Below are 25,230 nucleotides of genomic sequence, written 5' to 3'. Positions count from 1 at the left end.
CGGAAGGGGGGCACGTCCCGGAGCCGCGCCGGGTACGCGACCCGATCAGGCCGCGGGTCCCGGGATCCGCAGCGCCTGGGCGTTGCGGTCCCAGCCGGACCAGGTGTCGCCGTCGGCGCAGTAGCCGCAGTCGGGGCCGAAGAACATCCCGCGCGCGTTCTCGTCGCCGAGCAGCCAGTAGCGCAGCCAGGCGGTGGTCGGGGCGCGGAAGTCCCCGCCGTCGCCGATGGAGCTGAGGTGTCCGGCGCCGCGGACCTCGCCGTACACGGCGGGGGCGTGGTCCGTGTCCCGGTACAGGGCCTTCACCAGGGCCGGCCACACCGTCAGGTCGCGCTGGCCGGCCAGGTAGAACACGGGCTCGTCCATGAGGTCCGGGTCGGTCAGCGGACCAGGCTGGATCGGGACGGCGGTGTCGACCCGGGGGTCGACGGCCGCGTTGACGGCGGCGGCGCCTCCCTGAGAGTGGCCCGCCGAGGCGATGTGGTCGAGGTCCACCTTGCCGTGGAACGGGCTGGAGGGGTCGGCGTTCCGGCGCTCCAGGACATCGATCCCCGCCCGCATGCTGATCGCGAAGTTCGACGTGGGGGTGTTGGCGGCGGCGACGATGAAGCCCTGGCTCGCCCAGTGCCGCAGCAGCGCGCTGTAGACCCCGGGCACGGCACCCGTCCCGTTGCCCCAGATGACGACCGGGTGGCGCTCGCCCGCCTGCCCCATGGTCCGGGGGTGGTAGAAGGTGTGGACCGCCTCGATGTCGACCGCCACCTCGTACGGCCCGGTCCGGCCCCAGTCGGTGCCGACGGACGGAACGGTGCCCGCCGTCCCCGCGTCGGCGGCCGCGCCGGCCGTGCCCGGCGCGGTGCACACGGCCATCACGGCCGCGAGCAGCAGGCCGCCGAACACGCGGCTCTTTCTCCCTGGCATGCGAACTCCTTCATGGATGAGGCACGTTGCGCGTCCTCGCAAGCGTGACCAGGCCATGATCGAGCTCGGCGCGGCGGGTGTCTGTCGGCAGGAGCCCAGACCTCGCGCCACCCTCCTGTGCACCTGCCCAGAACGCACCTCGCCCCCGCCGAATCCGTGGTTCGGCGGGGGCGACGTGCGGTGCGGTGCTCGGTGCCGGGCGTCCGGGGTCAGCCGGCCAGCAGCTGGAGCGTGTCGATCACGCGGTTCGAGAAGCCCCACTCGTTGTCGTACCAGGCGACGACCTTGATGTGGCGGCCTTCGACGCGGGTGAGCTCCGAGTCGAAGATCGACGACGCCGGGTTGCCGGTGATGTCGGAGGAGACCAGCGCGTCCTCCGAGTACTCCAGGACACCGGCGAGCGGGCCGGCCGCGGCGGCGCGGTACGCCTCCAGGACGTCCTCACGGGTCACGTCGCGGGCGACGGTCGTGTTGAGCTCGACGATCGAGCCGACCGGGACCGGAACACGGATCGAGTCGCCCGACAGCTTGCCGTCCAGGTTCGGCAGCACGTGGCCGATCGCCTTGGCGGCACCCGTCGAGGTCGGAACGATGTTGACGCCGGCGGCACGGGCACGACGCGGGTCCCGGTGCGGGCCGTCCTGCAGGTTCTGCTCCTGCGTGTAGGCGTGGACCGTCGTCATGAAGCCGTGCTCGATGCCGGCCAGGTCGTCGAGGACCTTGGCGAGCGGCGCGAGCGCGTTCGTGGTGCACGAGGCGTTCGAGACGATCGTGTGCAGCTCCGCGTCGTACGCGTCGGTGTTGACGCCGTACGCCAGGGTGACGTCGGCTCCGTCGGCGGGCGCGCTGACCAGGACGCGCTTGGCACCGGCGTCGATGTGGGCGCGGGCGGCCTTGGCGTTGGTGAAGCGGCCGGTCGCCTCCAGGACGATCTCGACACCGAGCTCGGCCCAGGGAAGCTGCGCCGGCTCGCGCTCGGCGAGGACCTTGATGCGGCGGCCGTCGACGACGAGGGTGTCGCCGTCGACGCTCACGGGACGGCCGAGGCGACCCGAGGTCGAGTCGAAGGCGAGCAGTCGCGCGAGGGCCTTCGGCTCCGTCAGGTCGTTGACGGCCACGACCTCGAGGTCGGTGTCGCGCTCGAGGAGTGCGCGGAGCACGTTGCGTCCGATGCGGCCGAACCCGTTGATGGCGATGCGAGTCATGAATGGTGTCCCTTCAACTTCTGCGTCGCCACCAGGTTCGCTCGCCGGGAACGGTCCTGACAGAGGCGAGATCGCCACGGTCCGCAAGGATCGCGCCAATCGCCCCAGGACCGGGCAGAAGGCCTACTCGCCCTTGGTGAAGGTGCGCCGGTAGTCGCTCGGTGTGGTGCCGAGGATGCGCTGGAAGTGCAGGCGCAGATTGGCCCCGGTGCCGAGGCCGACGTCGGCGGCGATCTGCTCGACGCTCCGCTCCGAGCGCTCCAGGAGTTCCCGCGCGAGGTCGACGCGGGCGCGCATCACCCACTGCATGGGCGTGTATCCGGTGTCCTCGACGAAGCGCCGGGAGAAGGTGCGCGCCGAGACCGCCGCGTGGTGGGCGAGGACGTCGAGGGTGAGCGGCTCGCCGAGCCGGTGCAGGGCCCATTCACGCGTGGCGGCGAAGCGTTCGCCGAGCGGCTCGGGCAGGCTGCGCGGCACGTACTGCGCCTGGCCGCCGCTGCGGTAGGGGGCGGCGACCAGGCGTCGGGCGGCGTGGTTCGCGGCGGCCACGCCGAGGTCGCCGCGCAGGATGTGCAGGCACAGGTCGATGCCGGAGGCGGCGCCGGCGGAGGTCAGCACGCTCCCCTCGTCGACGAAGAGGACGTTCTCGTCGACGTGGACGAGGGGGCGCTTGGCCGCGAGGGCCTGGGTGTAGTGCCAGTGGGTGGTGGCCCGCTTGCCGTCGAGCAGACCGGTCGCGGCGAGCGCGAAGGCGCCCGTGGAGATGGCGGCGAGGCGGGCGCCCCGGTCGTGGGCCGCCACGAGCGCGTCGACCACACCGCGCGGCGGGTCCTCGCGGTCGGGGAAACGGTAGCCGGGGACGAAGACGATGTCGGCCCAGGCGAGCGCGTCCAGGCCGTGGGCGACGGCGTACGAGAGGCCGTCGCCCCCGGCGACCAGACCGGGTTCCGCGCCGCACACCCTCACCTCGTACGGCATGCTCGCGCGGGTCGTGAAGACCTGCGCGGGGATGCCGACGTCGAGCGGCTTCGCCCCTTCGAGTACGAGGACGGCGACGCGGTGGAGGCGGGGAGTGGGCGGCACGGGTACAGCGTAGGCGGGCCGCGCGCGTCACCGGCCGACGGCTCCGCAGGTCAGCGCGTCAGGGCCGCGCGGCTGGCATCGGCGGCAGGTCAGCGCCGGCCGGTCGGCGCGTCACCGGCTCCGGACGGTCAGCGCGTCACCGTCCACTTCTGGTTGGCGCCGCCGCCGCACGACCAGATCTGCAGCCTGGTGCCGTTGGCGGAGCTGTTGCCGGTGGCGTCCAGGCACTTGCCGGATCCGAGGTTGACGATGTCCCGGGCGGCGTTGGCGGTCCACTGCTGGGCGCCGCTGCCGTTGCAGTCCCACAGCTGGACGGGGGTGCCGTCGGCCGTGCCCGCGGAGGTGACGTCGAGGCACTTGCCGAGCGCCCGGATCGTGCCGTCGGTCCCCACGGTCCACCGCTGGGCTCCGGTGCCGTTGCAGTCGTAGAGCTGCACGGGGGTGCCGTTGGCGCTGTTCGCCCCGGCCACGTCCACGCACTTGCCGGCGATGCCGGTGATCGGTCCCCCGGTGGTCGGGCTGTCGGCGGTGGTGACGCGGACGTGGTCGACGACGAGCTGCTGCGGGAAGGCGGTCGAGCCGTCGGGGTCGCCGGGCCAGTAGCCGCCGACGGCGAGGTTGAGGATGAGGAAGAACGGCTTGTCGAAGACCCAGGCGCGGCCGCCGAGGTCTGCGGGGGTACGGGTCTGGTAGACGGTTCCGTCGACGGACCAGGTGATCTTCCCGGGCGACCAGTCGACGGCGAAGGTGTGGAAGGCGTCGGCGAAGGCCTGTCCGCCGGGCAGGGTGTAGCCGGCGCCGATCCCGCCGGAGCCGGAGTAGCCGGGACCGTGCAGGGTGCCGTGCACGGTGGACGGCTCGAAACCGACGTTCTCCATGATGTCGATCTCGCCGGAGGCGGGCCAGCCGACCTGGCCGAGGTCGTTGCCCAGCATCCAGAACGCGGGCCACATGCCCTGGCCGCGCGGCACCTTCATCCGGGCCTCGACGTGGCCGTACTGGGCGGTGAACTTCCCGGAGGTGTTGAGCCGTGCCGAGGTGTACTCGCACCGGCCGTACCAGCACTGGTAGTTGCCGGGGTTCTCCTTGCGGGCGGTGATCACGAGGTGGCCCTGGCCGTCGAGGGCGGCGTTGCGGTTGCCGGCCGTGTAGTACTGCCGCTCGTGGTTGTTGACGTTGTCGCCGGTCTCGATCTGCCACCGCGAGCCGTCCACGGGAAGTCCCGCGGCTCCGTCGAAGGTGTCCGAGAAGGTGACGGCGGCCGCGTCGGCCGCCGGCTGGAGGGCGGCGGTCTGGAGGGCGGTGGTCGCTTCGGCGGGGCCGGCGGACCGGGTGGGGCCGGCGGGACCGAGCGCCGCGGTGGCCAGGGCCAGGGCGAGTGCTGTCGCGGCGGTGAACAGCGACCGCCGTGCTGAGCGGGCGGAGGGCATGGCTCTCACTTCCGTCGGGTGTGGGGGAACGCCGAACTCTCGCCATGCCCATGACATGACGAGAGCCTTGGACGCCTCCATGATTTAAGAAGTGAAGTAAGGGGGCGTCAAGAGGTGCGGACTCCCCCGCGCGTCGCGGTCAGTTGGGGTTGCCGGCGTGGGTGAGGGTCTCCCAGGCGACGAAGAGGTTGTCGGTGCCCGCCGGGCGCCGGGCCTCGGTGAGGTTCTGGGTGTTCGTCATCCCGTACCCCATGCGGTGGTGGAGCGCGTTGAAGCCCACCTCCGTGACCGGCCCGAGGTGGTCCTTGAGCGTGCCGCCGCAGAGCCAGCTCGGGACCGCCGCACCGAGCTCGTACCTGGCCTGGAGACCGAGCGCGTGCCGCAGCCGGTCGGCGACCTCGGGATAGAGGTCCTGACCCTGGATGCGGCTCGTCTCGGCGATGTGCGAGATGGCCGAGAGCCCGTAGCCGGTGTGGGTGAGGTCGCGGCAGGTCTCCTGGGTGAGGCCGTCGACGAAGGTCGTCTGCCCCTGCCAGTAGCGGACGATCTCGTCGCGCGTGTCGAGGCCGCTGCCCGGCGCGGCCTTCGGCAGGGCGCCGTCGCTCGCGAGGTAGATGTACGCGGGGACGCGGCCGCGGAACTTGGCCACGGCCTTGTCGTACGCGGCGCGGTCCTCCAGGAAGACCGCGATGCCGATGGCCGCCTCGGTCATGCTGAGCTCCCAGTTGCCGTTCGAGTGGGAGCCGACGGCGACCTCGGGGAGGTAGACGGTGCGCAGCATGGTCTTGAACCGGTCGACGCGGGCCTGCGGCCAGCCGGTGTAGGTGTAGCGGATGATCTCGGCGGCGCGCGGCCAGGAGGAACCGGCCCAGCCGGTCTGCAGGGGCGCGTTCGAGTTGGTGTGGTCGGTGATCACCCCGGACCAGGCGTCCATGATCTCGATGGCCTTCTGGGCGTACCGGCTGTCCCGCGTGACGTACCAGGCGAGGGAGAGCGTGTACGCGGCGATGGCGTCCTCGCGCTCGTCGGTGCAGCCGTTGTTCGGGTTGGAGTACGAGCCGCACTCGACGACGGCGCGGGGCTTCGGGACCCGGGAGAGCGAGGCGTACTTGCTCGCCGCCATCTGGTCGTAGGCGCTCTTCCACGGCTGCGCGCCCGCGTTGACCCGTTCCCGGGCGAAGTCGAGCTGGCCGCGGGAGACCAGGACGCCGGGGTGCGTGAACGTGGCGGGGGCCGCTTCGGCGCGGCCTCCCCCGGGTCCGGCGACGAAGGCGGCGAGGAGGGCGGCGGCCAGCAGGGGAACGGCGAGCAGCACCTTCCTTCCCCCGCGCTTCGCATGGGAGGCATCGCGCCGTACGACCATGGGGTTGCTCCTTCTTCATGTACATGAACGCTCGATGACTGTCGAGGGTGGAACCTAAAGGTCTGAACCAAGGCCGTCAAGACCGCCGAAAGCTTGCCCGGTGCACACTTCCACCGGTCCAGACCTTCGAGGACCGCAACCCCTGCGAACCCCGGGAGTTCACGTGCTTGAACGACTCGTGCTCGGCCGCACCGGGCCCGACCTGATGGCCGTGTCCGGCGGGCGGGCCACCACGCCGTACGATTCCCCTCGTTGTCACTTACATCGTCCTAAGGAGATCTCCCATGGCCCAGGTCACGCTGAAGGGCAGCCCGGTACAGGTCAACGGCACCCTGCCGACCCCGGGAAGCCAGGCTCCTGACTTCTCGCTCGTCGCCGAGGGCCTGGCCGACAAGTCGCTGAAGGACTACGCCGGCCAGCGGAAGGTCCTCAACATCTTCCCGAGCGTCGACACGCCCACCTGCGCGTCCTCGGTCCGCGCGTTCAACGAGAAGGTCGGCGCGCTGGAGAACACGGTGGTGCTCTGCATCTCCGCCGACCTCCCCTTCGCGCAGGCCCGCTTCTGCGGCGCCGAGGGCCTCGAGAACGTCAAGAACCTCTCGACGCTCCGCGGCCGTGAGTTCCACACCAACTACGGCGTGGAGATCGCGGACGGCCCGCTGGCCGGCCTGACCGCCCGCGCGGTCGTCGTCCTCGACGAGAACGACACCGTTCTGCACGCGCAGCTCGTCGGCGAGATCGCCGAGGAGCCCAGCTACGACGACGCGCTCGCCGCGCTCAAGTAGGAACCGCGCCGCCTCTCGGCGACGCACGGGAGCCCCTCCACCGTCACGGTGGAGGGGCTCCTCGCGTTCCCGGTCAGGCAGCGCACGCGGGGCAGAGACCGCGGTACGTCACGTCGGCCTTGGAGACGGTGAAGCCGAACCGCTCGGCGGGCGGGAGGACCGCCAGCGGGTCCCCCGTCGGATGGACGTCGCGGATGATCCCGCAGTTCGAGCAGACCAGGTGCTGGTGCGCGTGGTGGGCGTTCGGGTCGTACCGCTTCGCCCGGCCGTCCGTGGAGAGCTCCACGACCTCGCCGAGGGCCACCAGCTCACCCAGCGTGTTGTAGACGGTCGCCCGCGCGATCTCCGGAAGGCGTGCCACGGCGCGCGCGTGCACCTCGTCGGCCGTGAGGTGCACATGCTCGCCGGCGAGGACCTCCGCGACGACACGCCGCTGGGACGTCATACGCCAGCCGCGCGCACGCAGGCGCTCCAGCAGGTCGCTCATTTCGGCCCACCTCTTCCGATCATTGGCGTGGTTCTTGACTTGGACTCTGTCCATCGTAGGATCGGTTCCGGCAATAGCCAAGGCACACCACGGCTCCGGTCGGGCACACGACACCCCACTGGTGCCCGCCCCGGCTGAGCACCACGATCCGCCCCGTCCGGAAGGATTTGCATGTCCGAGAACCACGACGCAATCGTCACCGACCCCGCCCCCGAGGGCACGGGCGGCTGCCCGGTCGCGCACGGCCGTGCCGCGCACCCGACCCAGGGTGGCGGCAACCGCCAGTGGTGGCCGGAGCGGCTCAACCTGAAGATCCTCGCCACCAACCCCGTCGTGGGGAACCCGCTCGGTGCGGAGTTCGACTACGCCGAGGCCTTCAACGCCCTCGACCTCGCGGCCGTCAAGCGCGACATCGCCGAGGTCCTCACCACCTCGCAGGACTGGTGGCCCGCCGACTTCGGCAACTACGGCCCGCTCATGATCCGCATGGCCTGGCACAGCGCGGGCACGTACCGCATCAGCGACGGCCGCGGTGGCGCCGGAGCCGGTCAGCAGCGCTTCGCGCCGCTGAACAGCTGGCCGGACAACGGCAACCTGGACAAGGCCCGCCGTCTGCTGTGGCCGGTGAAGAAGAAGTACGGCCAGAACATCTCCTGGGCCGACCTCATGATCCTCACGGGTAACGTCGCCCTCGAGACGATGGGCTTCAAGACCTTCGGCTTCGCCGGCGGCCGCGCCGACGTCTGGGAGGCTGACGAGGACGTCTACTGGGGCCCCGAGACCACCTGGCTCGGCGACGAGCGCTACACCGGCGACCGCGAGCTGGAGAACCCGCTCGGCGCGGTCCAGATGGGCCTCATCTACGTCAACCCCGAGGGCCCCAACGGCAACCCGGACCCGGTCGCCGCGGCCCGCGACATCCGTGAGACGTTCCGCCGCATGGCGATGAACGACGAGGAGACCGTCGCCCTCATCGCCGGTGGCCACACCTTCGGCAAGACCCACGGCGCCGGCCCGGCGGACAACGTGGGCGACGACCCCGAGGCCGCCCCCCTGGAGGCGCAGGGCTTCGGCTGGGCGAACTCGTACGGCAGCGGCAAGGGCGCCGACGCGATCACGAGCGGTCTGGAGGTCACCTGGACCACCACGCCCGCGCAGTGGAGCAACGACTTCTTCAAGCACCTCTTCGAGTACGAGTACGAGCTCACCCAGAGCCCGGCCGGTGCGAACCAGTGGGTGGCGAAGGACGCCGAGGCGATCATCCCCGACGCCCACGACGCGTCGAAGAAGCACCTCCCGACGATGCTCACCACCGACCTCTCGCTGCGCTTCGACCCGGCCTACGAGCAGATCTCGCGGCGCTTCTACGAGAACCCGGAGCAGTTCGCGGACGCCTTCGCCCGCGCCTGGTACAAGCTGACGCACCGTGACATGGGCCCGGCCGTCCGCTACCTCGGCGCGGAGGTCCCCTCCGAGGTCCTCCTGTGGCAGGACCCGCTGCCGGCGCGCGAGGGCGAGACCCTCGACGCCGCGGACATCGCCTCCCTCAAGGAGCAGATCCTCGGCTCCGACCTCACGGTCCCGCAGCTGGTCTCCGCGGCCTGGGCCGCGGCCTCCTCCTTCCGCGGCAGCGACAAGCGGGGCGGCGCCAACGGCGGCCGCATCCGCCTGGAGCCGCAGCGCAACTGGGAGGTCAACAACCCGGACGAGCTCGCCCAGGTGCTGCGCACGCTCGAGGGCGTCAAGGCCTCCTTCGACGCCGCGGGCGCCAAGAAGGTCTCGATCGCCGACCTGGTCGTGCTCGCGGGCTCCGCGGCCGTCGAGAAGGCCGCCAAGGACGGCGGCTTCGACGTCCAGGTGCCGTTCACCCCGGGCCGCGTGGACGCCGCGCAGGACCAGACGGACGTGGAGTCCTTCGCCGCGCTCGAGCCGCAGGCCGACGGCTTCCGCAACTACCTCGGCAAGGGCACCCGCCTGCCGGCCGAGTACCTGCTGATCGACCGCGCGAACCTGCTGACCCTGAGCGCGCCGGAGCTGACGGTCCTCGTCGGCGGCCTCCGCGTCCTCGGCGCGAACCACCAGCAGTCCGCGCACGGTGTCCTCACCACGACCCCGGGCACCCTGACGAACGACTTCTTCGTCAACCTGCTCGACATGGGGACGACGTGGACGGCGACGTCCGAGGACTCCACCACCTACGAGGGCCGTGACTCCGCCACCGGCGAGGTCAAGTGGACGGGCACCCGCGCCGACCTGGTCTTCGGCTCGAACTCCGAGCTGCGCGCGCTGGCCGAGGTGTACGCGAGCGACGACGCGAAGGAGAAGTTCGTGACGGACTTCGTCGCCGCGTGGAACAAGGTCATGGAGCTGGACCGGTTCGACATCGCCTGACCGTTCGGCGACACGTGATCACCGGCCGGGAACGGCGGTGAACGGCTGAACCCCGTGTGATCCCCAGGGGCCCGGCCGGTCGACTCCCTCGACCGGCCGGGCCCCTGCGCGTGGGCGCGGGCTCTGGTTCGGGCTCGGACGTACGGGTTCCACAACCCGTACCCCCGTGTCAGGAACCGTTCCCGGGCGTTGGCACTCATGATCCATGGGTGTCGGGCCAGGCCGCGCGGTCGGGCGTTCCCGGTGCCCTGCTGCGCGCGTCCGCCGTGCGCCGTACCGAACGATCCGGAAGAACCCGGAAGAAGCCGAGGAATCACCGTGCCCCTGTCGTCACACCGACGCCTAGCCGTGAGTGCCACCCTGCTCGCCGCGCTCACCGCGGGCGTCGCCCCCGCCACCAGCGCGTTCGCCGCTCCCGGCGGGCCGGTGGCGCCCACCGCCACCGGGACTCCCGCGGTCCCCGCGCCCGACATGGACGGCGTGGTCGCCGCACTGAACTCGGCCATGGCCAACGGCGCGCCGGGCGCGATGGCCCGCTTCGTCGGTCCCGACGGGGTCCGCAGCCGGACCGTCGGCGTCCAGGACCGCGTCTCGGGCGCGGCCATGGACATCCACTCGCGCTTCCGGATCGGCAGCGTCAGCAAGACGTTCTCCACCGTCGTCCTGCTCCAGCTGGTGGAGGAGGGCAGGCTCCAGCTCGACACGCCGGTCAACACCTACCTGCCCGGCCTGCTCCCCGACGACCGCATCACGGTCCGTCATCTGCTGACCCACCGCAGCGGTCTCGCCGACTACACGAACGCGATGTTCGAGCACACGGTGCCGGGCTTCGAGGCCGTGCGGAACCGGGTGTTCAGCTACCAGGAGCTCGTCGACCTCTCGCTGAGCGAGCCGCGCACGACCCAGCCCGGCGTCTCCTACCAGTACTCGAACGCCAACTTCGTCGTCGTCGGCATGCTGATCGAGAAGCTCACGGGCCGTCCCGTGGCCGACGCGTACGAGCGCCGCATCTTCAAGCCGCTGAAGCTGACCAGGACCTCGTACGTGCACCCCGACACCCGCATCAAGGGCGCCCATGTGCGCGGCTACCTGCACCCGGACGAGGAGGGCGGTGCGCTGGTGGACTCCACGGAGCAGACGGTCTCCTGGGCGCAGTCCGCCGGGGCCGTCATCTCCAGCCCGGCCGACCTGAACACCTTCACCAGCGCGCTCATGCGCGGCCGGCTGCTGTCCCCGGCGATGATGGAGGCCATGACGACGGTCACGCCGACCGACGCCACCAACACCCGGTTCTACGGGCTCGGTCTGCGCCGCTACAACCTGTCGTGCGGTACGCAGGTGTACGGGCACACGGGCACCGTGCAGGGCTTCTACACGTACACCTTCTCGACCCGCGACGGCCGCCGCAGCGTGTCGGCGATGGCGAACACCTCGAACCACGGTGCCGCCAACACGGCGCTGGGCGGGACGCTGGAGGCGGCGTTCTGCGGCAAGAAGCCGGCACCCGCCGCGTCCTCGCGCTCCGCCGCCTCGCCCTCGGCGCGTGACCTGACGTCGCTGCCGGCGGAGCGGGACCTGCCCGAGCGCCACTGAGGCGTTCGCGACCGGGGTCGTCAGGCCTCGTACTCGGTGAGGTCGATCGCGTAGATCCGCAGGGGGACGCCGAAGGCCGGATGGGTCGTCTCGCGCTCCTCGGTCATGCCGAGCTTGCCGATGACGTTCTCTGAGGCCTGGTTGCTGATGTGGGTGATGGCGACGACCCGGTCGAGCCCGCGGTCCTGGAGTGCGAACTCCAGGACCGCGTGGGCGGCCTCCGAGGCGTATCCCTGGCCCCAGAACTGCCTGCCCAGGCGCCAGCCGATCTCCACGTCCGGCATCACCTCCGGGAGGAACTCCGGCAGGGACAGACCGGCGAAGCCGATCAGCTCGCCCGAGGCGATGAGCTCGACGGCGAAGATCCCGAAGCCCTCCTCGTCCCACTCCTCCTCGTACCGCTCGATGTCCTCGGCGGTCCGCTCCATGTCCAGGACCGAGCCGTCCCCGATCCAGCGCATCACCTCGTGATCGGCGTTGATCTCGGCCAGCGGGACAAGGTCGTCGTCGCTCCAGCGCCGGAGGATGAGACGGGGGGTACGAATCTCGGTCATGCCCCCATCCTGACGCACGGGACGGGCGCCCGGTGCCACCGGCCCTCCCGTTCGCTCAGCTCGGGACCGGTGCCACCACGTGGTGCGTGACCGAGCAGACCCAGGCCGCGCCGTCGGGGGTGCGGGTGGCGTGGGGGCCGGTGCGGTGGTCGGGGCAGAGCGGCCAGACCAGGAGCTCGCGGTCGGCGAGGTGGCACTGGACGCCCTCGGCCGCCGCGACGGCCATGCCGACCGGGTCGAGACCCTCGACGGGCTCGTGGCCGACGAAGACACTGCCGATCCCGTCCGGGGCGTCGGACCACTCGTGGCGGACCGGTACGTCGAAGGCACGGCCCGTGTCCCGGCGCGCCCGGGCGAGCAGCGCGGCGACGACCCGCTCCGCGTGGACCCGTCGGTACTCGTCCACGAGGGGGGCGAAGTGGGGCGCGGGGACGGCACCGTTGTCGGTGAAGGCGGCCAGGAGGAAGGCGCGCCCGCCCGGCGAGCCGAGGTCCTCCTCGAAGTCGTGGTCGAAGGCGTGGGAGAGGGCCCGGAGCCAGGCCCGGAACGCCGGGTCGTCGGGGTGGGTGAGCGAGGTCGCGGGGCGCGCGCTGTCCATGGGCGGGCTACTCGGCTTCCGCGGTGTGCGCGAGGTCGGTGGGGTCCGTGTTGGCTCCGCAGAGGACGACGCAGACCTTCTCGCCCGGGGCCGGACGGTAGCCGTACGTCGAGTCGTCCTGCCGGTCCGGGGGCGTGAGGGCGGCCAGGGCGGTGGCGGCGGCGTGCTCCACGGCGAGCCGGCGGTCGTGCCACAGGGCCCGGCGGGCACGGATGATCGCGGTGTCGGGGACGAGGACGGTGCGGACTCCGTCGTGCCGGGCGGCCGCCAGGGCGGTGGCGGAGGCTCGCCGGGCGCCGAGCGAGTCCGCGGCGACGGAGTCGACGGGCACGTCGACGGGGTGTCCGGCCCGGAGCGCGGCGTCGAGGGCGCGGCAGTTCTCGGGTTCGACGGCGACGGTGCGGATGCCGTGGTGCCGGGCCGCGGTGGCGACGCCGGAGAAGAGGCCGCCCCCGCCGACCGCGACGACGACCGTGTCGAGGTCCGGGATCCGGTCGTGGATCTCGTCGAGCAGGGTGCCGGCCCCGGCGGCGATCAGCGGATGGTCGTAGGCGTGGGAGGCGAGCGCCCCCGTCTCGGCCGCGAACGCCTCGCAGGCCGCGAGCGCTTCGGCGTACTCCGTGCCGACGAGCCGGACGTCGGCGCCGTAGCCGGCGAGCCTGTCGGCCTTCACCTTGGGCGCGGTGGTCGGCAGGAAGACGGTGGCGCGGACGCCCTGCCGCAGCGCGGCCCAGGCGCAGGCGAGCCCGGCGTTGCCGCCGGAGGCGATCGTGACTCCGGCGGCGGGAAGGGTGCCGTCCTCGCGGTGGGCGAGCAGGAAGTTCTGCGCTCCGCGTGCCTTGAAGGAGCCGGTGTGCTGCATGTGTTCCAGGGCGAGGTGGAGCGTGTACGCCTCGGCGCCTGGCTCCGCCTCGGCCACCGTGACGGGGCGGACCTGTCCGGCGATCCGATCGGCCGCGGTCTTGATGTCGGCGTACGTGAGCGGGGTGTGCACGGGGGGCTCCTGATGCGGGTCGGAGGACCGGGGGGCTGTCTCGCCGTCGATCCTCTCAGGAACGCGGCCCACCGCGGTGGGGCCGGGGCACGGCACCGCCCCGGAGGCGCCGGCTGCCTCCGGGGCGGTGCGTGGTCGGAACTACGGGACTTGCCTGACCTGTCCGGAACTACGAGACGTCCCTGCCCTGTCCGAAACTACGGGACGGTCCTCACCTGTCCGCGGTTACGGGACGATCCTCAGGAGCCGGTTCGGGGAGCCGCTGCCCGGGCTGGTCACCTTCCCGGTCGTGGCGCCGTTGACGAGGGCGGTGGACACCTGGGCGGGCGTCGCGGAGGGGTGGCCCGCGAGGTAGATCGCGGCGGCGCCCGCGACGTGCGGGGTGGCCATCGAGGTGCCCGAGATCGTGCTGGTGGCGGTGTCGCTGGTGTTCCAGCCCGCGGTGATCGACACACCGGGCGCGAAGAGGTCGAGGACCGAACCGTAGTTGGACCAGCTGGCCTTGGCGTCGGTGTTGCTCGTGGCGCCGACGGTGATCGCCGCGGGGACCCGGGCGGGCGACGTGGAGGAGGCGTTGGCGCCGGAGTTGCCGGCGGCGACCGCGTAGGTGACGCCGTCGGCGATGGAGTTCTTCACCGCGTTGTCCAGGGTGGTGGACGCGCCGCCGCCCAGGGAGAGGTTGGCGACGGCCGGGGCGCCGGCGGTGTGGTGGGCGGTGACCCAGTCGATGCCCGCGATGACGCCGGCCGTGGTTCCGGAGCCGTTGTTGTCGAGGACGCGGACGGCCACGATCTTCGCCGACTTGGCCACACCGTAGGTGGTTCCGGCGATCGTGGTGGCGACGTGGGTGCCGTGGCCGTTGCCGTCCTGCGCGACGGTGTCTCCGTCGACCGCGTCGTACCCGTTCACCGCGCGCCCGGCGATCTCGGAGTGGCTGATCCGGACGCCGGTGTCGATCACGTACGCCGTGACGCCGCCGCCGGCGGAGTCGGGGTAGGTGTACGTGCCGGAGAGCGGCAGGTTCGCCTGGTCGATGCGGTCCAGGCCCCAGGGGGCGTTGGTCTGCGTCGCGTCGGCGCGGACGATCTGGTTCTGCTCGACGGAGGCCACGGCGGGGTCGGCGGCGAGCCGGCGGGCCGCCGTCGCGTCGAGGGTGGCGGTGTAGCCGTTGACGGCGGAGCCGAACGTCTTGCGGACCGTGCCGCCGTAGCCGGAGATCAGGCTGCGGCCCTGGGCCGAGGCGGCCTTGAAGCCCGCGCCCTGCTTGAGGGTGACGATGTAGCTGCCGGGTATCGCGTCGGCCGAGCCCGCCGCGAGGACGGTGCCCTCCGCGGGGGCCGCGTGGGCCGGGACGGCGGCGAAGGTGCCGAGCAGGGCGGCGATGCTCGCGGCGGAGGCCGTCACGGCGAAGCGGGTCCGGGTGTTCTGCGGGAGTGCCATTACGAGGGATTCCTCCTCATGGGCGTCGCGCCCGGTGGGGTGGGACTGCGCGACTGTGGGGGGGGCGCACGTGGGGCCACGTGCACGGTCGGGACCGGTGTGTCCGGTCCCGTCGTGATCAGCAGCCTGGCCGCTCCACGGGCGTGGCTCAAGGAAGTTGACGCCTTGTCATGCATCTGCCACACGCTTGCAATCGAACCCCCGCCGAACCCCTCCCCACTGGCCTGATCAGGCCCTTTCGTGGCCGGGACGCGAGGTCGGCGCAATCGGCAGGGCGCGGGCGAGCGCCGTGGCGAATCCGTCCGGGTTGTCCAGCATCAGGTTGTGCCCCGCCCCGGGGATCCCGATCACCGGGAGCCCGAACCCGGCGGCCTTCTCCGCGTCGGGGTCCGGCAGGCTCCGCTCCCCCACCAGATAGGTCCGGGGGATCCTGAGCCCGGCGAGGAGGTCACCGGGGGCGGGCGTGCTGCCCTCGACCAGGGCGACCGCGCTGCGGTGCACGGCCCTCGGGTCGGCGAGGCGGAGCCGGGCCGCGTAGTCGGCGCGGTCGACGCCTGCCACCATCCGGGCGAATCCCTCCGCCACGAACGCGTCCTCGTCCTGGGCGGCCACCGGGGAACTGAACACGCCGCCGCCCCCGTAGAGGTTCGGCTCCGCCACCACGAGTCTCGCCACCAGCTCCGGGCGCCCGGCCGCCAGATGGATCGTCACCGCACCGCCCATGGAGTGCCCGACGAGGTCCACCCCCCTGAGGCCGAGGTGGTCGAGCACCGCGCCGACCGCCTCCGCCTGGGACTCCATGCGGTAGTCGAACTCCGCGGGCCGGTCGCTCAGCCCGTACCCGAGCAGGTCCACGAGCAGCGCCCGGCCGCCACCCAGCGCGGGGTGGGCCGCGATGTGGGCGAAGTCCGAGGCCGAGGTGCACCCGAGGCCATGGACGAACACGCGCACCGGCCCGTCCCCCGCACCCGGCAGATCGATCCATCGGATGTACGCCCGCTGCCCCGCCAGGAACAATTCCCGCATGCCGTGTGCTCTCCCCTGTGTCGCGCGCGTCCGTCATGTCTCAAGCCAGCCTAGGATTCGACACTGACAACGCCGGGCGGGCGGGCGGCGGTACAGGACCAACGAAAGGGACGCCATGCCACTCGAAGGTGAATACGAGCCCAGCCCGACGGCCTGGGTGCGCAATCAGGTCGAGCTGTACGAGTCGTCCGGCGGCACCAAGGGCACCACCATGCGGGGCATGCCGGTCGTCCTGGTCACGAACCGCGGCGTGAAGAGCGGGAAACTCCGCAAGACCCCGCTCATGCGGGTCGAGCACGACGGGGCGTACGCACTCGTCGCCTCGAACGGCGGCGCCGTCAAGCACCCCGTCTGGTACCACAACCTCGTCGCCTCACCCCTCGTCGAGGTACGCGACGGCACCCAGGCCTGGGACATGGAAGCCCGCCTCGTCACCGGCGAGGAGCGCGCCGCCTGGTGGGAGCGCGCGGTCGCGGCCTTCCCCGACTACGCCGACTACCAGCTCAAGACCGACCGGGAGATTCCCGTCTTCGTGGTCGAGCGGGTCGGCTGAGCAGCTCCTCCCGGACCACCGGCTCCGTCGTGACAGCCCCGACGGAGCCGGTGGCCCCTTGCCGGTCGGCGCGGATCGGAAGCGACCGACGGCGCGACGTGCCGGCTCGTCGCCGCAGCCCCGCCCCTCCTCCGCAACGCCTCAGAACCCGGCCATGGATTTGTCGAGCACTCCCCCCACCGCGCCGTAGACACTGCAGCGAACCGAGTGCCTCGCCCTGCGACGGAGCCCGAACCCCACGCTGAAGGACAACGCGAAGAGCCCACCGAGGACCATCGCCGCGAGCGGGTTGTAGAGGACGTACACGAAGCACCCGACGCCCGCCCAGACGAGGATCGGCAGAACCGAGCCGCGCAGCACCACCCACAACCCGATCCGCTCTGGGCCCGCCGGCAGCGCACGGTCGTGCCACACCTCTATGTGGTTCCTCGTCGAACAATGCTCAGGTCTCATGAGGCCATCACAGCATCGACAGCTCGCAGGAGTGCGGTGATCCGCAAGAAGGGGCACCTCGTGGAGTTGGAGCCCGCCTTCGGCCTCACCTCCCCTTACTGATCTTTCAGAGTGAGGTTCGGAGACGGCGAGGCGGGCAACTCCGTCGCCTCGGGCTCGGCACGCCGCTGGCGCGTACGCGTCCTCGTCAGTCCCACCCCCACCAGGACGACCGCCATCCCCGCCACCACCCGTACCGTCAGCGGTTCGTCGAGGATCAGTGCGCCCAGGGCCACCGACACCACCGGGAGCAGGTAGCCGACCGTCGCGGCGGCGGTGGGGCCCTCCTCCGCGATCATCCGGTAGTTCAGGTGGAAGGTGAGCCCGGTGGCGAGGACGCCGAGGACGACGACCGCCAGGACGCCCGCCCAGGTCACCGTCGCCGTTTTACCGACCGCAAGCGCGGGCGTGCTCAGGCCGGTGGCGGTGAGGAGTTGGGCCGCGGAGAGCGCCAGCGGCGCGGTGCCCCGGCCCGTCAGGTGCCGGGCCATGTAGGCGAAGGCCACGGCATAGCTCGCGGAGGCGCCGAGGAGCGCGAGGGCGCCCGTGCTCAGCAGGCCGGAGGCGTGGCTCCAGGGCGCGAAGATCAGCAGCACACCGGCGAAGCCGAGGACGAGCCCGGCCAGTCGGGTGGCGCGCAGCGGCCGTTCGGTGCCCAGGGCCAGGCCGATGAGGAGGGACCAGAGCGGGGTCGTGGCGTTGAGCACCCCCGCCACTCCGCTGTCCACGGTCTGCTCCCCCACCGAGAAGAGCAGGAACGGCAGCGCGTTGCAGAAGAAGGCGGCGACGAGGAGCCGCCCCCAGGTGGCCGGGTCCCGTGGCAGCCGCTGCCCCGCACCGTACGCGAGCGCGAGCAGGACGGCCGCGCCGAGCGCGCACCGGACGAAGGTGATCCAGCCCGGGGTGAGGCCCTCGTTGAGGGAGATCTTGATCCAGAGGAAGCCCGAGCCCCAGAGCAGGGCCAGGACGCCCATACGCGTCGCCGATGTCATGTCCTCACCGTCCCGCGAGCCATCCGACAGGACAAGCGATGAATCATGTATCCAGCGTTAAGCTGTGCTACATGCTGGATGTGAGACGTTTGCAGGTGCTCCGGGCCGTCGTCACCAGCGGCTCCGTCACCGCCGCCGCCGCGAACCTCGGCTACACCCCGTCCGCCGTGAGTCAGCAGATCGGCGTCCTGGAGAAGGAGGCGGGCATCGCCCTGCTCGAACGGTTCGGCCGGGGCGTGCGGCCGACCGCCGCCGGACGGCTGCTCACCGAGCACGCCGCCGTCATCGGCCGGCAGGTCGCCGAGGCCGAGACCGCTCTCGCCGATCTGCGGGCGGGCCGCACCGGGCGGATCTCGGTCCGCTACTTCGCCACCGCGGGCGCGGAGCTCGTGGCCCCCGCCCTGGCCCGCTTCCGCACCGAACACCCGGGCGTGCGCGTCGACCTGAGGATCGCCGACGGCGCCCCGGACGACGAGGAGGCGGACCTCACCCTCGTCGTACGCCCCCGGGGCGGCGGCCCGGACACGGCCGGCGACGGCCTCCGGCTGGTGCACCTGCTCGACGACCCCTATCGCGCCGTGCTGCCCAAGGGACATCCGCTCGCCGACCGCCGTACCGCCGTGGACCTGGCCGAGCTCGCCGGCGAGCCGTGGGTGGGCAGCGAACGGCCCGGCCCCTGTCTCGACGCGGTCCTCGACGCCTGCGCGGCGGCCGGGTTCGCCCCGGACATCGCGGTGGAGTGCGAGGAGTACGCCACCGCGCAGGGTTTCGTCGCGGCCGGTCTCGGCGTCAGTCTGGTCCCGCTGACGGGTCTGGGCAGCCGCCATCCGCACGTGGTCGTCCGCAAGGTCCGCGGGCCGGAGCCGGTCCGTTCGATCCACGCGGCGGTACGGAAGTCCTCGCTGTCCCTCCCCGCCGTACGCGGCCTCCTCGCGGCGCTTCAGGACGTGTGATCCGGCGCGAGGAGGCGTCGTGCGCCATCGGCTCAGGCGGGTGAGAGGACCGTGAGGAGATGGGCGACCTCGCGGGTCACGGCCGTGCGCGCCGGCGTCAGGTAGTGCCGGGGGTCCACCGCCTCGGGGTGCTCGGTCAGATGGGTGCGGACGGCCCGGGTGAAGGCCTTGTTCAGATGGGTGGAGACGTTGACCTTGGTCATGCCCGCGGCGATGGCGGCGGTGAGGTCCGCGTCCGACACACCGGAGGAGCCGTGCAGGACGAGCGGTGTGTCGACGGCGGTGCGCAGGCGCGCGATGAGGGCGAAGTCCAGGACCGCGTCCCTGGTCAGCATCTGGTGGGAGCTGCCGACCGCGACCGCGAGGGCGTCGACGCCGGTGGCATCGACGAAGGCGCGGGCCTCGTCGGGGTCGGTCCGTACGCCCGGGGTGTGGGCGCCGCCCTTGCCGCCGACCTCGCCGAGTTCGGCCTCGACCCAGACGCCGTGCTGGTGGCAGTACTCCACCACCTCGCGCGTCGAGGCCACGTTCTCGGCGTAGGGGAGCTTCGAGGCGTCGAACATGACCGAGCCCAGGCCGAGTCCGACGGCCTCGCGGACGAGGTCGGGGTTCTCGGCGTGGTCGAGGTGCACGGCGACGGGGGTCTTGGCGGCGCGGGCGATGGCGAGCGACGCGAGGGCGACCGGCTCCAGGGCTCCGTGGTAGCGGACGGTGTTCTCGCTGATCTGCAGGACGACGGGGCGGTCGGCGCTCTCGGCACCGGCCACGATGGCCTGGGCGTGCTCGAGCTGGAGGACGTTGAACGCCCCCACACCGGTACCCGCCGCGCGGGCGCGGCGGACGATCTCATCGGTCGGCGTCAACGGCATGGTGGTGGTCCTTCTCCGGGGGTGCGAACGGCTTCGGGGCGGCACGAGCGGGGGCGGGGCGACGCGGGTGGGGGCGAGGCGACGCGGGCGGGGGCGGGGTACGCCTCGGTCGGAGCCGCGGGGACCGGCGTCCCGGCGGCACCGAGGGCGGCGGAGGGGCTCAGGCCTGGGCGTCGGCGAGGACGACCGAGCGGGTCAGGTTCCGCGGGGTGTCCGGGTTCAGCCCCTGGGCCTCGGCGACGGCGACCGCGAGCCGCTGGGCGCGGACCAGGTCGGCGAGCGGGTCGAGGTCGCTCTCGGAGAGGGTGCCGCCGACCTTGCGCACCTCGTCGGCGAGTCCGGCCGGCAGCGTGCCGAAGCCCCAGGTGACCCGGCCGGGACCGGTGATGCTGATGGGGCCGTGGCGGTACTCCATCGCCGGGTAGGCCTCCGTCCACGCGCCCGCGGCCTCGCGCATCTTGAGACCGGCCTCCAGGGCGAGACCGTAGGTCCAGCCCATGCCGAGGAAGGTGAACTGCTCCGCCGCACGGACGTCCTCGGCGAGGGGGGAGGAAAGGGCCAGTTCGGCGTCCCGCGCGGCCTCCTCGACGGTGGCCACCCCCTCGGGCAGGGCGTCCTCGGCCTCCAGGTGCGCGCGGAAGAGGGCGAGCGCCGTGGTCGCGAAGCGGGTCTGGACCACCGACTCCTCGTCGGCGAAGTCCAGGACGGCGACCTCGTCGGCGAGGTCCATGACCGGGGTCGTGGGGTCGGCCGTGATCGCGCCGGTGGGGACGGTGCCGCGCAGCCGGGACAGGACGGCGAGCACCTCGCTGGTGGTGCCGGAGCGGGTGATGGCCACGACCCGGTCGTAGCGGCGGCCGTAGGGGAATTCGGAGGCGGCGAAGGCGTCGGTCTCCCCGTGGCCGCCGGACTCGCGCAGCTCGGCGTAGGCCAGGGCCATGAACCAGGAGGTGCCGCAGCCGATCACCGCGACCCGCTCGCCCCGTCGGGGCAGCGCGGAGGTGTGCTGGGGCAGCGTGCGGGCAGCCTGACGCCAGGTCGTCGGCTGGGACGCGATCTCCACGGCGGTACGGGTGGTGCTCATGCCGGTCTCCTTGCAAGAAGAGTGCACTGAAATGATGAAAGATGCTTGAAGTCCATGCCATTCAAGCAGAAACATGCATGCTGTTTCCAGGTCCCGCGCCCGTCGGCGGATAGAATCGGACGCGCGCACGAGCCCGAGGGAGGGACCCATGTCCAAGCACGAGCGGTGGAACACGCTCCTTGAACTACTCGCCGCCTCGGGGAAGCTGGAGGTCGAGGAGGCGGCGACCGCACTCGACGTGTCGGCCGCCACGATCCGCCGGGACCTCGACGAGCTCGCCGAGCAGCAGCTGTTGATACGGACGCGGGGCGGGGCGGTCGCGCACGGCGTCTCGTACGAGCTGCCGCTGCGGTACAAGTCGACGCGGCACGCCGCGGAGAAGCGGCGGATCGCGGAGGCGGCGGCCGACCTGATCGCCCCCGGCGAGGTCGTCGGGCTCAACGGCGGCACGACGACGACGGAGGTGGCCCGCGCGCTCGCCCTGCGGTTCGCGAGCGGTCGGGCCGACACCGCGGGGACGGCCGGGACGGCGGGAACGGCGAGCTCGGGACCCGCGCTGACCGTGGTCACCAACGCGCTCAACATCGCGGGCGAGCTCGCGGTCCGCCCGCAGATCAAGATCGTCACCACCGGTGGCGTGGCACGCCCCCAGACCTACGAACTGGTGGGCCCCCTGACGGTCGGGGTGCTCAACGAGGTCGTGCTCGACGTGGTGGTGCTCGGGGTCGACGGGGTCGACGCCGGGCTCGGCGTGATGGCGCACCAGGAGGACGAGGCGAGCATCAGCCGGCTCTTCGCCGAGCGGGCGAGCCGGGTCGTCGTGGTGACCGACTCCTCGAAGATGGGGCGCCGGGCCTTCGCGCGGATCTGTGGTCTGGACCGGATCGATCTGCTCGTGACCGACACGGGCATCGACGCGGAGGCGGTCGCCCAGCTCACCGAGGCCGGAGTGAAGGTCCTCACCGTCTGAACCTTCGAGCACCATTGGTATGAGGCTGGACCAATCGACACCCCTATTACGCCTGGTTCCATGGCGCCCTGGGCTGTTAACCCACTCATTACCGCACGGCTCTATACCTTTAAGCTCCCCTCCCCCATCATGTCTCCGACGTGCCGCCGGGGCACACCGTGACAGGAGAGGCGGAGCATGATTCCCATCAGCCGCAGAGGATTCGTCGGTATCGGCGCGGGGCTCGTGGCGGGCGCGGCGCTGCCGACGGCCCGGGCCTCCGCCGCCGCGAGGGCGGCCACCGGCACCCTCGCCGACGTCCGGCACGTGGTGATCCTCATGCAGGAGAACCGCAGCTTCGACCACTACTTCGGCACCCTGCGCGGCGTACGGGGCTTCGGCGACCGCGCCGCGGGCAACATCCCCGGCGGCTGGGGCGTGTTCAACCAGCCCAACTGGGGCGGCCGCCAGTACCCCTGGAAGCTCAGTGACACCCCGCCCGCCGGCGGTGTGGACGGCGAGACCCTCGCTCAGTGCAACGGCGACCTGCCGCACAGCTGGACCTCGCAGCACGCCGCGTGGAACAAGGGCCGTCTCGACAACTGGGTCACCGGCGTGGGCAACACCCGGACGCTCGGCCACCTCGACCGCGAGGACATCCCCTTCCACCACGCGCTCGCCGACCACTACACGATCTGCGACGCGTACTTCTGCTCGGCGCTCAGCGCCACCGGCCCCAACCGCACCTTCCTGTGGAGCGGGAAGATCGACGGCTCGAGCAAGGACGGCGGCGACGAGTCGGGCCTCACCTGGGAGACGTACGCCGAGGCTCTCCAGCGGGCCGGGGTGAGCTGGAAGGTCTACCAGAACGCCCAGGACAACTACGGCGACAACGGTCTCGCGTACTTCAAGAAGTTCACCGACGCACGGCCCGGGGACCCGCTGTACGACCGCGGCATGGGCTCGGTCCCCAAGGTCACCGGCTCGACCCCGGACGACATCGCCGCCGCGATCCGGGCCGATGTCGTCGCGGGCACGCTGCCCCAGGTGTCCTGGGTGGTCGCCAGCGAGGCGTTCTCGGAGCACCCCTACGCGCCGCCCGGGGACGGCGCGCACTTCGTCGACCTCGTCTACCGCGCGCTCGCCGCCGACGCCGACGTGTTCGACTCGACCGTGCTGTTCCTCAACTACGACGAGAACGACGGCTTCTTCGACCACGTGCCGCCGCCGGTCGCTCCCCCGGGCACCCCCGGCGAGTACCTCGACGGCGTACCGATCGGCCTGGGCTTCCGGGTCCCCATGATTGTCATGTCCCCGTGGACCCGAGGCGGCTGGGTGAGCTCGGAGGTCTTCGACCACACCTCGGTGCTGCGCTTCATGGAGACCTGGACGGCGGCCCTGGGCACCCCGGCCACCTGCCCGAACATCAGCGCCTGGCGGCGGAAGGTGACGGGAGACCTCACCGGCGTCTTCGACTTCGCCCACCCGGTGTACGGCGTGCCGGCCGGCCTCCCCTCGACGGCGAAGGTCATCGGCCAGGCGACCTGCGGTCCGCTGCCGAACCCGGCCCCGCAGAACAACGCCCAGCCCGCGCAGGAGTCCGGCACCCGGCCGGCCCGCGCCCTGCCGTACCAGGTGAACGGCAACCTCGACCGCTTCGAGTTCGGGGCGGCGGGCAAGATCCTCGCCTGGTTCTCGATGACGAACCAGGGCACCGAGGCCAAGCGGGCGGCCCACTTCTCGATCCATCCGCACCAGCACCGCGACACGGCCGCCTGGCAGTACACCGTCGACCCGGGCGGCACGGCCACCGACTACTTCAACATCGGCCTGGGGTCGGGCTCCGGCAAGTACGACATCTCGATGATGGGCCCCAACCGCTTCCTGCGCCGGTTCATCGGGGACGCCTCCAAGGCCGGCAAGGCCATCGAGGCGACCTCCCGGTTCGCGACCGAGGCGGGGACGGGCCGGACGGCCCTGTGGTTCAAGCTGAGCAACACCTCGGCCGGACCGGTGACGTTCACGATCCGCTCGAACGCGTACCGCACGGACGGCCCCTGGACCTACACGGTCCCGGCCAACTCCACGCGGGAGGACTTCTTCAACGCGGTCGCCTACAACAACGGCTGGTACGACTTCACCGTCCTGGCCGACATCGACGGGACCTGGTCGCGCCGGTACACCGGCCACATCGAGACCGGAGCACCGAGCATCACCGGCTGACCCGCGCTCCGTGTGTGGGGCGGCGACCGCGCCGCCGCCCCACACCTGCGGACGGGGCGCCGGGCCTCCAGATGACCGGGCCGCCGGACCGTCAGGCGACCGGGGCGCCGGGCCGTCAGCGTCCGGCGTGCGCCGCGCGGTGGATGGTCGCGTCGAGGAGCGCCACCGCGTCGGCGGCCGTACGGCCCGGAGCCCGGTTCCACGGCCCGATCAGCTCGTGCCACCCCCGCGACCGGAGCTCCGCCATGATCCAGGCGGCCGCTTCGTTCATCGTGGTCGCGCTGCCGTGGCCGAGGCGGTGCGCGGCGAGAAGCGCACCGCAGACGCACCGCGCCCCGCGCGCGTCGCGCAGCTTGTACGGGGCGTTCTGCCAGCCCCACTCCGTCAGCACGAGGCGCGCGTAGCCGAGGTGGACCGAGGGGCGCAGCTCGGCCCGTCCGATGCGACGCCAGGCATGCAGCCGGTCGGGGAGGACGGCTCCGACCCGGCCGGGGATCCGCCGCTCGGCGGGGAGGGGCGGCGGCAGCGCGTCGAGCGCGTCGGCGACGAGCCGCTCCACCGGCACGCTGAGCAGGTCACGCCAGCTCTCGTCGGCGGGTGCGGGCGCCGCAGGCGCGGTCAAGTCGGTGACGATCCGCTGCCAGGCGGCGCTCTCGTAGAGGGCGGCGGCCTCACGGTCGAGGGCCTCGGGGGTGAGCAGGGGGGCGGAGGGCGACATCCGGGTGGCTCCTCGGTCGGGTGGCTCCATCTTTCATGAGGAATGTCGGTTTTGCGACATATGCCCTTGAGTGCCCCCGCGACCGAACAGTCCCTTTTCCCCCACTCCACCACTAAACGAATTTCCGTGCGCATTCGGACATTAGGCACCCGGTGATGCGACTCACTTTCCCACCGGCCCGCCGGTGATCGAAATCCACGCAAGCCGTGCGGGACAAGGAAGTTCGATGCACGGGAGTCACCATCGATCTTGAATTCCATGAATTCAATGATCCTTTCACCGACGCCCGGACACAGATCCTCTTGTTCTCCGTCGCATTACTGGCCTACGGTCACCTCCATTCGAGTGGATCGCCGAATCCTGCCACCGCTCGAAACACCTCCCTTTCACCCGATGGCAGGAGCGGGGGACCCACGAATACGCCGGCCCGGATTCCGGAACGGCTCGGGGTGAAGCCGCGTGCACGCGGCCGGACATCTCCAGTCCGAACCCGACAGCTCACCCCGAAGGCGCCGGAGAGGAATCCC

The 25,230-nt window shown here is 71.9% G+C and carries 23 protein-coding genes and 1 riboswitch; of the genes, 7 read left to right on the top strand and 16 right to left on the bottom strand.

All coding sequences use genetic code 11. The features are described 5' to 3' along the window. Positions 1-45 precede the first annotated feature (45 nt). The 5 genes from AMK27_RS12555 to AMK27_RS12535 form a co-directional block, all read right to left on the bottom strand. Entirely contained in the window at positions 46-921 is an 876-nt protein-coding gene (locus AMK27_RS12555; RefSeq protein ID WP_073905610.1) for a poly(ethylene terephthalate) hydrolase family protein, read from the bottom strand. Positions 922-1,130: 209 nt separating this feature from the next. Continuing rightward, entirely contained in the window at positions 1,131-2,126 is a 996-nt protein-coding gene (gap, locus tag AMK27_RS12550; RefSeq protein WP_073905608.1) for a type I glyceraldehyde-3-phosphate dehydrogenase, read from the bottom strand. Between the two features lie 123 nt (positions 2,127-2,249). Continuing rightward, the gene (locus AMK27_RS12545) at positions 2,250-3,209 is read right to left on the bottom strand and encodes a GlxA family transcriptional regulator (RefSeq protein ID WP_073905605.1); all 960 of its coding nucleotides are present in this window, start codon (positions 3,207-3,209) and stop codon (positions 2,250-2,252) included. A 128-nt stretch (positions 3,210-3,337) separates the two neighbouring features. Continuing rightward, the gene (locus tag AMK27_RS12540; protein ID WP_073905603.1) at positions 3,338-4,639 is read right to left on the bottom strand and encodes a glycoside hydrolase family 16 protein; all 1,302 of its coding nucleotides are present in this window, start codon (positions 4,637-4,639) and stop codon (positions 3,338-3,340) included. A 139-nt stretch (positions 4,640-4,778) separates the two neighbouring features. Then, positions 4,779-6,002 (bottom strand): alginate lyase family protein, encoded by a 1,224-nt coding sequence (locus tag AMK27_RS12535; RefSeq protein ID WP_107425536.1) that lies wholly within the window; start codon positions 6,000-6,002, stop codon positions 4,779-4,781. 284 nt (positions 6,003-6,286) lie between these two features. Here AMK27_RS12535 and tpx point away from each other — a divergent pair, with 284 nt between their 5' ends. Then, positions 6,287-6,787: a thiol peroxidase gene (gene tpx / locus AMK27_RS12530; protein ID WP_073905602.1), complete on the top strand. Its 501-nt coding sequence runs from the start codon at positions 6,287-6,289 to the stop codon at positions 6,785-6,787. A gap of 73 nt (positions 6,788-6,860) precedes the next feature. On the opposite strand, the gene AMK27_RS12525 is transcribed toward tpx, so the two are convergent. Then, positions 6,861-7,274 carry a Fur family transcriptional regulator gene (locus tag AMK27_RS12525; protein WP_073905601.1) on the bottom strand — a complete coding sequence of 138 codons (414 nt, stop codon included), beginning with the start codon at positions 7,272-7,274 and terminating at the stop codon, positions 6,861-6,863. 171 nt (positions 7,275-7,445) lie between these two features. Between AMK27_RS12525 and katG the strand changes: the two genes are divergently transcribed. Both katG and AMK27_RS12515 read left to right on the top strand, forming a co-directional pair. Beyond that, complete coding sequence (katG, locus tag AMK27_RS12520; protein ID WP_073905600.1) at positions 7,446-9,665, top strand: catalase/peroxidase HPI; 2,220 nt, start codon at positions 7,446-7,448, stop codon at positions 9,663-9,665. A gap of 318 nt (positions 9,666-9,983) precedes the next feature. Continuing rightward, complete coding sequence (locus tag AMK27_RS12515; protein ID WP_073905599.1) at positions 9,984-11,258, top strand: serine hydrolase domain-containing protein; 1,275 nt, start codon at positions 9,984-9,986, stop codon at positions 11,256-11,258. A gap of 20 nt (positions 11,259-11,278) precedes the next feature. Here AMK27_RS12515 and AMK27_RS12510 read toward each other — a convergent pair whose 3' ends face one another. From AMK27_RS12510 to AMK27_RS12490, 5 genes are all read right to left on the bottom strand, one after another. Further along, positions 11,279-11,812, bottom strand: a complete 534-nt coding sequence (locus tag AMK27_RS12510; RefSeq protein WP_073905598.1) for a GNAT family N-acetyltransferase — start codon at positions 11,810-11,812, stop codon at positions 11,279-11,281. A gap of 55 nt (positions 11,813-11,867) precedes the next feature. Further along, complete coding sequence (locus tag AMK27_RS12505) at positions 11,868-12,410, bottom strand: hypothetical protein (protein ID WP_073905597.1); 543 nt, start codon at positions 12,408-12,410, stop codon at positions 11,868-11,870. A gap of 7 nt (positions 12,411-12,417) precedes the next feature. Further along, on the bottom strand, positions 12,418-13,404 hold the full coding sequence (locus tag AMK27_RS12500) for a serine/threonine dehydratase (protein ID WP_073905596.1): 987 nt from the start codon (positions 13,402-13,404) through the stop codon (positions 12,418-12,420). A gap of 225 nt (positions 13,405-13,629) precedes the next feature. Continuing rightward, positions 13,630-14,844 (bottom strand): S8 family peptidase, encoded by a 1,215-nt coding sequence (locus tag AMK27_RS12495; protein WP_073905595.1) that lies wholly within the window; start codon positions 14,842-14,844, stop codon positions 13,630-13,632. 228 nt (positions 14,845-15,072) lie between these two features. Next, positions 15,073-15,870, bottom strand: coding sequence for an alpha/beta fold hydrolase (locus AMK27_RS12490; RefSeq protein ID WP_073905594.1), 798 nt, complete (start codon positions 15,868-15,870; stop codon positions 15,073-15,075). A 115-nt stretch (positions 15,871-15,985) separates the two neighbouring features. On the opposite strand from AMK27_RS12490, the gene AMK27_RS12485 reads away from it, so the two are divergent. Then, complete coding sequence (locus tag AMK27_RS12485; RefSeq protein WP_073905593.1) at positions 15,986-16,423, top strand: nitroreductase family deazaflavin-dependent oxidoreductase; 438 nt, start codon at positions 15,986-15,988, stop codon at positions 16,421-16,423. A 141-nt stretch (positions 16,424-16,564) separates the two neighbouring features. Here the strand turns inward: AMK27_RS12485 and AMK27_RS12480 are convergent, their stop codons facing one another. Beyond that, entirely contained in the window at positions 16,565-16,837 is a 273-nt protein-coding gene (locus AMK27_RS12480; protein WP_241847440.1) for a hypothetical protein, read from the bottom strand. A 134-nt stretch (positions 16,838-16,971) separates the two neighbouring features. After that, positions 16,972-17,907 (bottom strand): DMT family transporter, encoded by a 936-nt coding sequence (locus tag AMK27_RS12475; protein ID WP_241847439.1) that lies wholly within the window; start codon positions 17,905-17,907, stop codon positions 16,972-16,974. Between the two features lie 71 nt (positions 17,908-17,978). Here AMK27_RS12475 and AMK27_RS12470 point away from each other — a divergent pair, with 71 nt between their 5' ends. Next, positions 17,979-18,860: a LysR family transcriptional regulator gene (locus AMK27_RS12470; protein ID WP_073905589.1), complete on the top strand. Its 882-nt coding sequence runs from the start codon at positions 17,979-17,981 to the stop codon at positions 18,858-18,860. 32 nt (positions 18,861-18,892) lie between these two features. Here the strand turns inward: AMK27_RS12470 and AMK27_RS12465 are convergent, their stop codons facing one another. Further along, positions 18,893-19,729 carry a class II fructose-bisphosphate aldolase gene (locus AMK27_RS12465; RefSeq protein ID WP_073905588.1) on the bottom strand — a complete coding sequence of 279 codons (837 nt, stop codon included), beginning with the start codon at positions 19,727-19,729 and terminating at the stop codon, positions 18,893-18,895. 160 nt (positions 19,730-19,889) lie between these two features. Then, positions 19,890-20,813, bottom strand: a complete 924-nt coding sequence (locus AMK27_RS12460) for an SIS domain-containing protein (protein ID WP_073905587.1) — start codon at positions 20,811-20,813, stop codon at positions 19,890-19,892. A gap of 148 nt (positions 20,814-20,961) precedes the next feature. Between AMK27_RS12460 and AMK27_RS12455 the strand changes: the two genes are divergently transcribed. Further along, a complete protein-coding gene (locus AMK27_RS12455) occupies positions 20,962-21,783 on the top strand; it encodes a DeoR/GlpR family DNA-binding transcription regulator (protein ID WP_073905586.1) in 822 nt (273 codons plus the stop codon). Positions 21,784-21,960: 177 nt separating this feature from the next. Beyond that, complete coding sequence (locus AMK27_RS12450; RefSeq protein ID WP_073905585.1) at positions 21,961-23,985, top strand: phosphocholine-specific phospholipase C; 2,025 nt, start codon at positions 21,961-21,963, stop codon at positions 23,983-23,985. A 115-nt stretch (positions 23,986-24,100) separates the two neighbouring features. On the opposite strand, the gene AMK27_RS12445 is transcribed toward AMK27_RS12450, so the two are convergent. Next, positions 24,101-24,703, bottom strand: a complete 603-nt coding sequence (locus tag AMK27_RS12445; RefSeq protein WP_073905584.1) for a DUF6197 family protein — start codon at positions 24,701-24,703, stop codon at positions 24,101-24,103. A 341-nt stretch (positions 24,704-25,044) separates the two neighbouring features. Further along, a riboswitch (cyclic di-AMP (ydaO/yuaA leader) is annotated at positions 25,045-25,228 on the top strand. Positions 25,229-25,230: the final 2 nt, after the last annotated feature.

The organism is Streptomyces sp. CB02009 (assembly GCF_001905825.1).
In the GTDB taxonomy this organism is placed as follows: Bacteria; Actinomycetota; Actinomycetes; order Streptomycetales; family Streptomycetaceae; genus Streptomyces.
The sequence above is the reverse complement of the archived record's forward strand: the minus strand, read 5'-3'. Positions and strand labels throughout refer to the sequence as shown.

Coding starts and splice junctions, on each gene's coding strand:
- AMK27_RS12470 (WP_073905589.1), top strand. CDS start 17,979: ATGCTGGATGTGAGACGTTTGCAGGTGCTCCGGGCCGTCGTCACCAGC.
- AMK27_RS12555 (WP_073905610.1), bottom strand. CDS start 921: ATGCCAGGGAGAAAGAGCCGCGTGTTCGGCGGCCTGCTGCTCGCGGCC.
- AMK27_RS12535 (WP_107425536.1), bottom strand. CDS start 6,002: ATGGTCGTACGGCGCGATGCCTCCCATGCGAAGCGCGGGGGAAGGAAG.
- AMK27_RS12465 (WP_073905588.1), bottom strand. CDS start 19,729: ATGCCGTTGACGCCGACCGATGAGATCGTCCGCCGCGCCCGCGCGGCG.
- AMK27_RS12510 (WP_073905598.1), bottom strand. CDS start 11,812: ATGACCGAGATTCGTACCCCCCGTCTCATCCTCCGGCGCTGGAGCGAC.
- AMK27_RS12490 (WP_073905594.1), bottom strand. CDS start 15,870: ATGCGGGAATTGTTCCTGGCGGGGCAGCGGGCGTACATCCGATGGATC.
- AMK27_RS12475 (WP_241847439.1), bottom strand. CDS start 17,907: ATGACATCGGCGACGCGTATGGGCGTCCTGGCCCTGCTCTGGGGCTCG.
- AMK27_RS12455 (WP_073905586.1), top strand. CDS start 20,962: ATGTCCAAGCACGAGCGGTGGAACACGCTCCTTGAACTACTCGCCGCC.
- tpx (WP_073905602.1), top strand. CDS start 6,287: ATGGCCCAGGTCACGCTGAAGGGCAGCCCGGTACAGGTCAACGGCACC.
- AMK27_RS12445 (WP_073905584.1), bottom strand. CDS start 24,703: ATGTCGCCCTCCGCCCCCCTGCTCACCCCCGAGGCCCTCGACCGTGAG.
- AMK27_RS12485 (WP_073905593.1), top strand. CDS start 15,986: ATGCCACTCGAAGGTGAATACGAGCCCAGCCCGACGGCCTGGGTGCGC.
- AMK27_RS12495 (WP_073905595.1), bottom strand. CDS start 14,844: ATGGCACTCCCGCAGAACACCCGGACCCGCTTCGCCGTGACGGCCTCC.
- AMK27_RS12505 (WP_073905597.1), bottom strand. CDS start 12,410: ATGGACAGCGCGCGCCCCGCGACCTCGCTCACCCACCCCGACGACCCG.
- AMK27_RS12450 (WP_073905585.1), top strand. CDS start 21,961: ATGATTCCCATCAGCCGCAGAGGATTCGTCGGTATCGGCGCGGGGCTC.
- katG (WP_073905600.1), top strand. CDS start 7,446: ATGTCCGAGAACCACGACGCAATCGTCACCGACCCCGCCCCCGAGGGC.
- AMK27_RS12460 (WP_073905587.1), bottom strand. CDS start 20,813: ATGAGCACCACCCGTACCGCCGTGGAGATCGCGTCCCAGCCGACGACC.
- AMK27_RS12540 (WP_073905603.1), bottom strand. CDS start 4,639: ATGCCCTCCGCCCGCTCAGCACGGCGGTCGCTGTTCACCGCCGCGACA.
- AMK27_RS12525 (WP_073905601.1), bottom strand. CDS start 7,274: ATGAGCGACCTGCTGGAGCGCCTGCGTGCGCGCGGCTGGCGTATGACG.
- gap (WP_073905608.1), bottom strand. CDS start 2,126: ATGACTCGCATCGCCATCAACGGGTTCGGCCGCATCGGACGCAACGTG.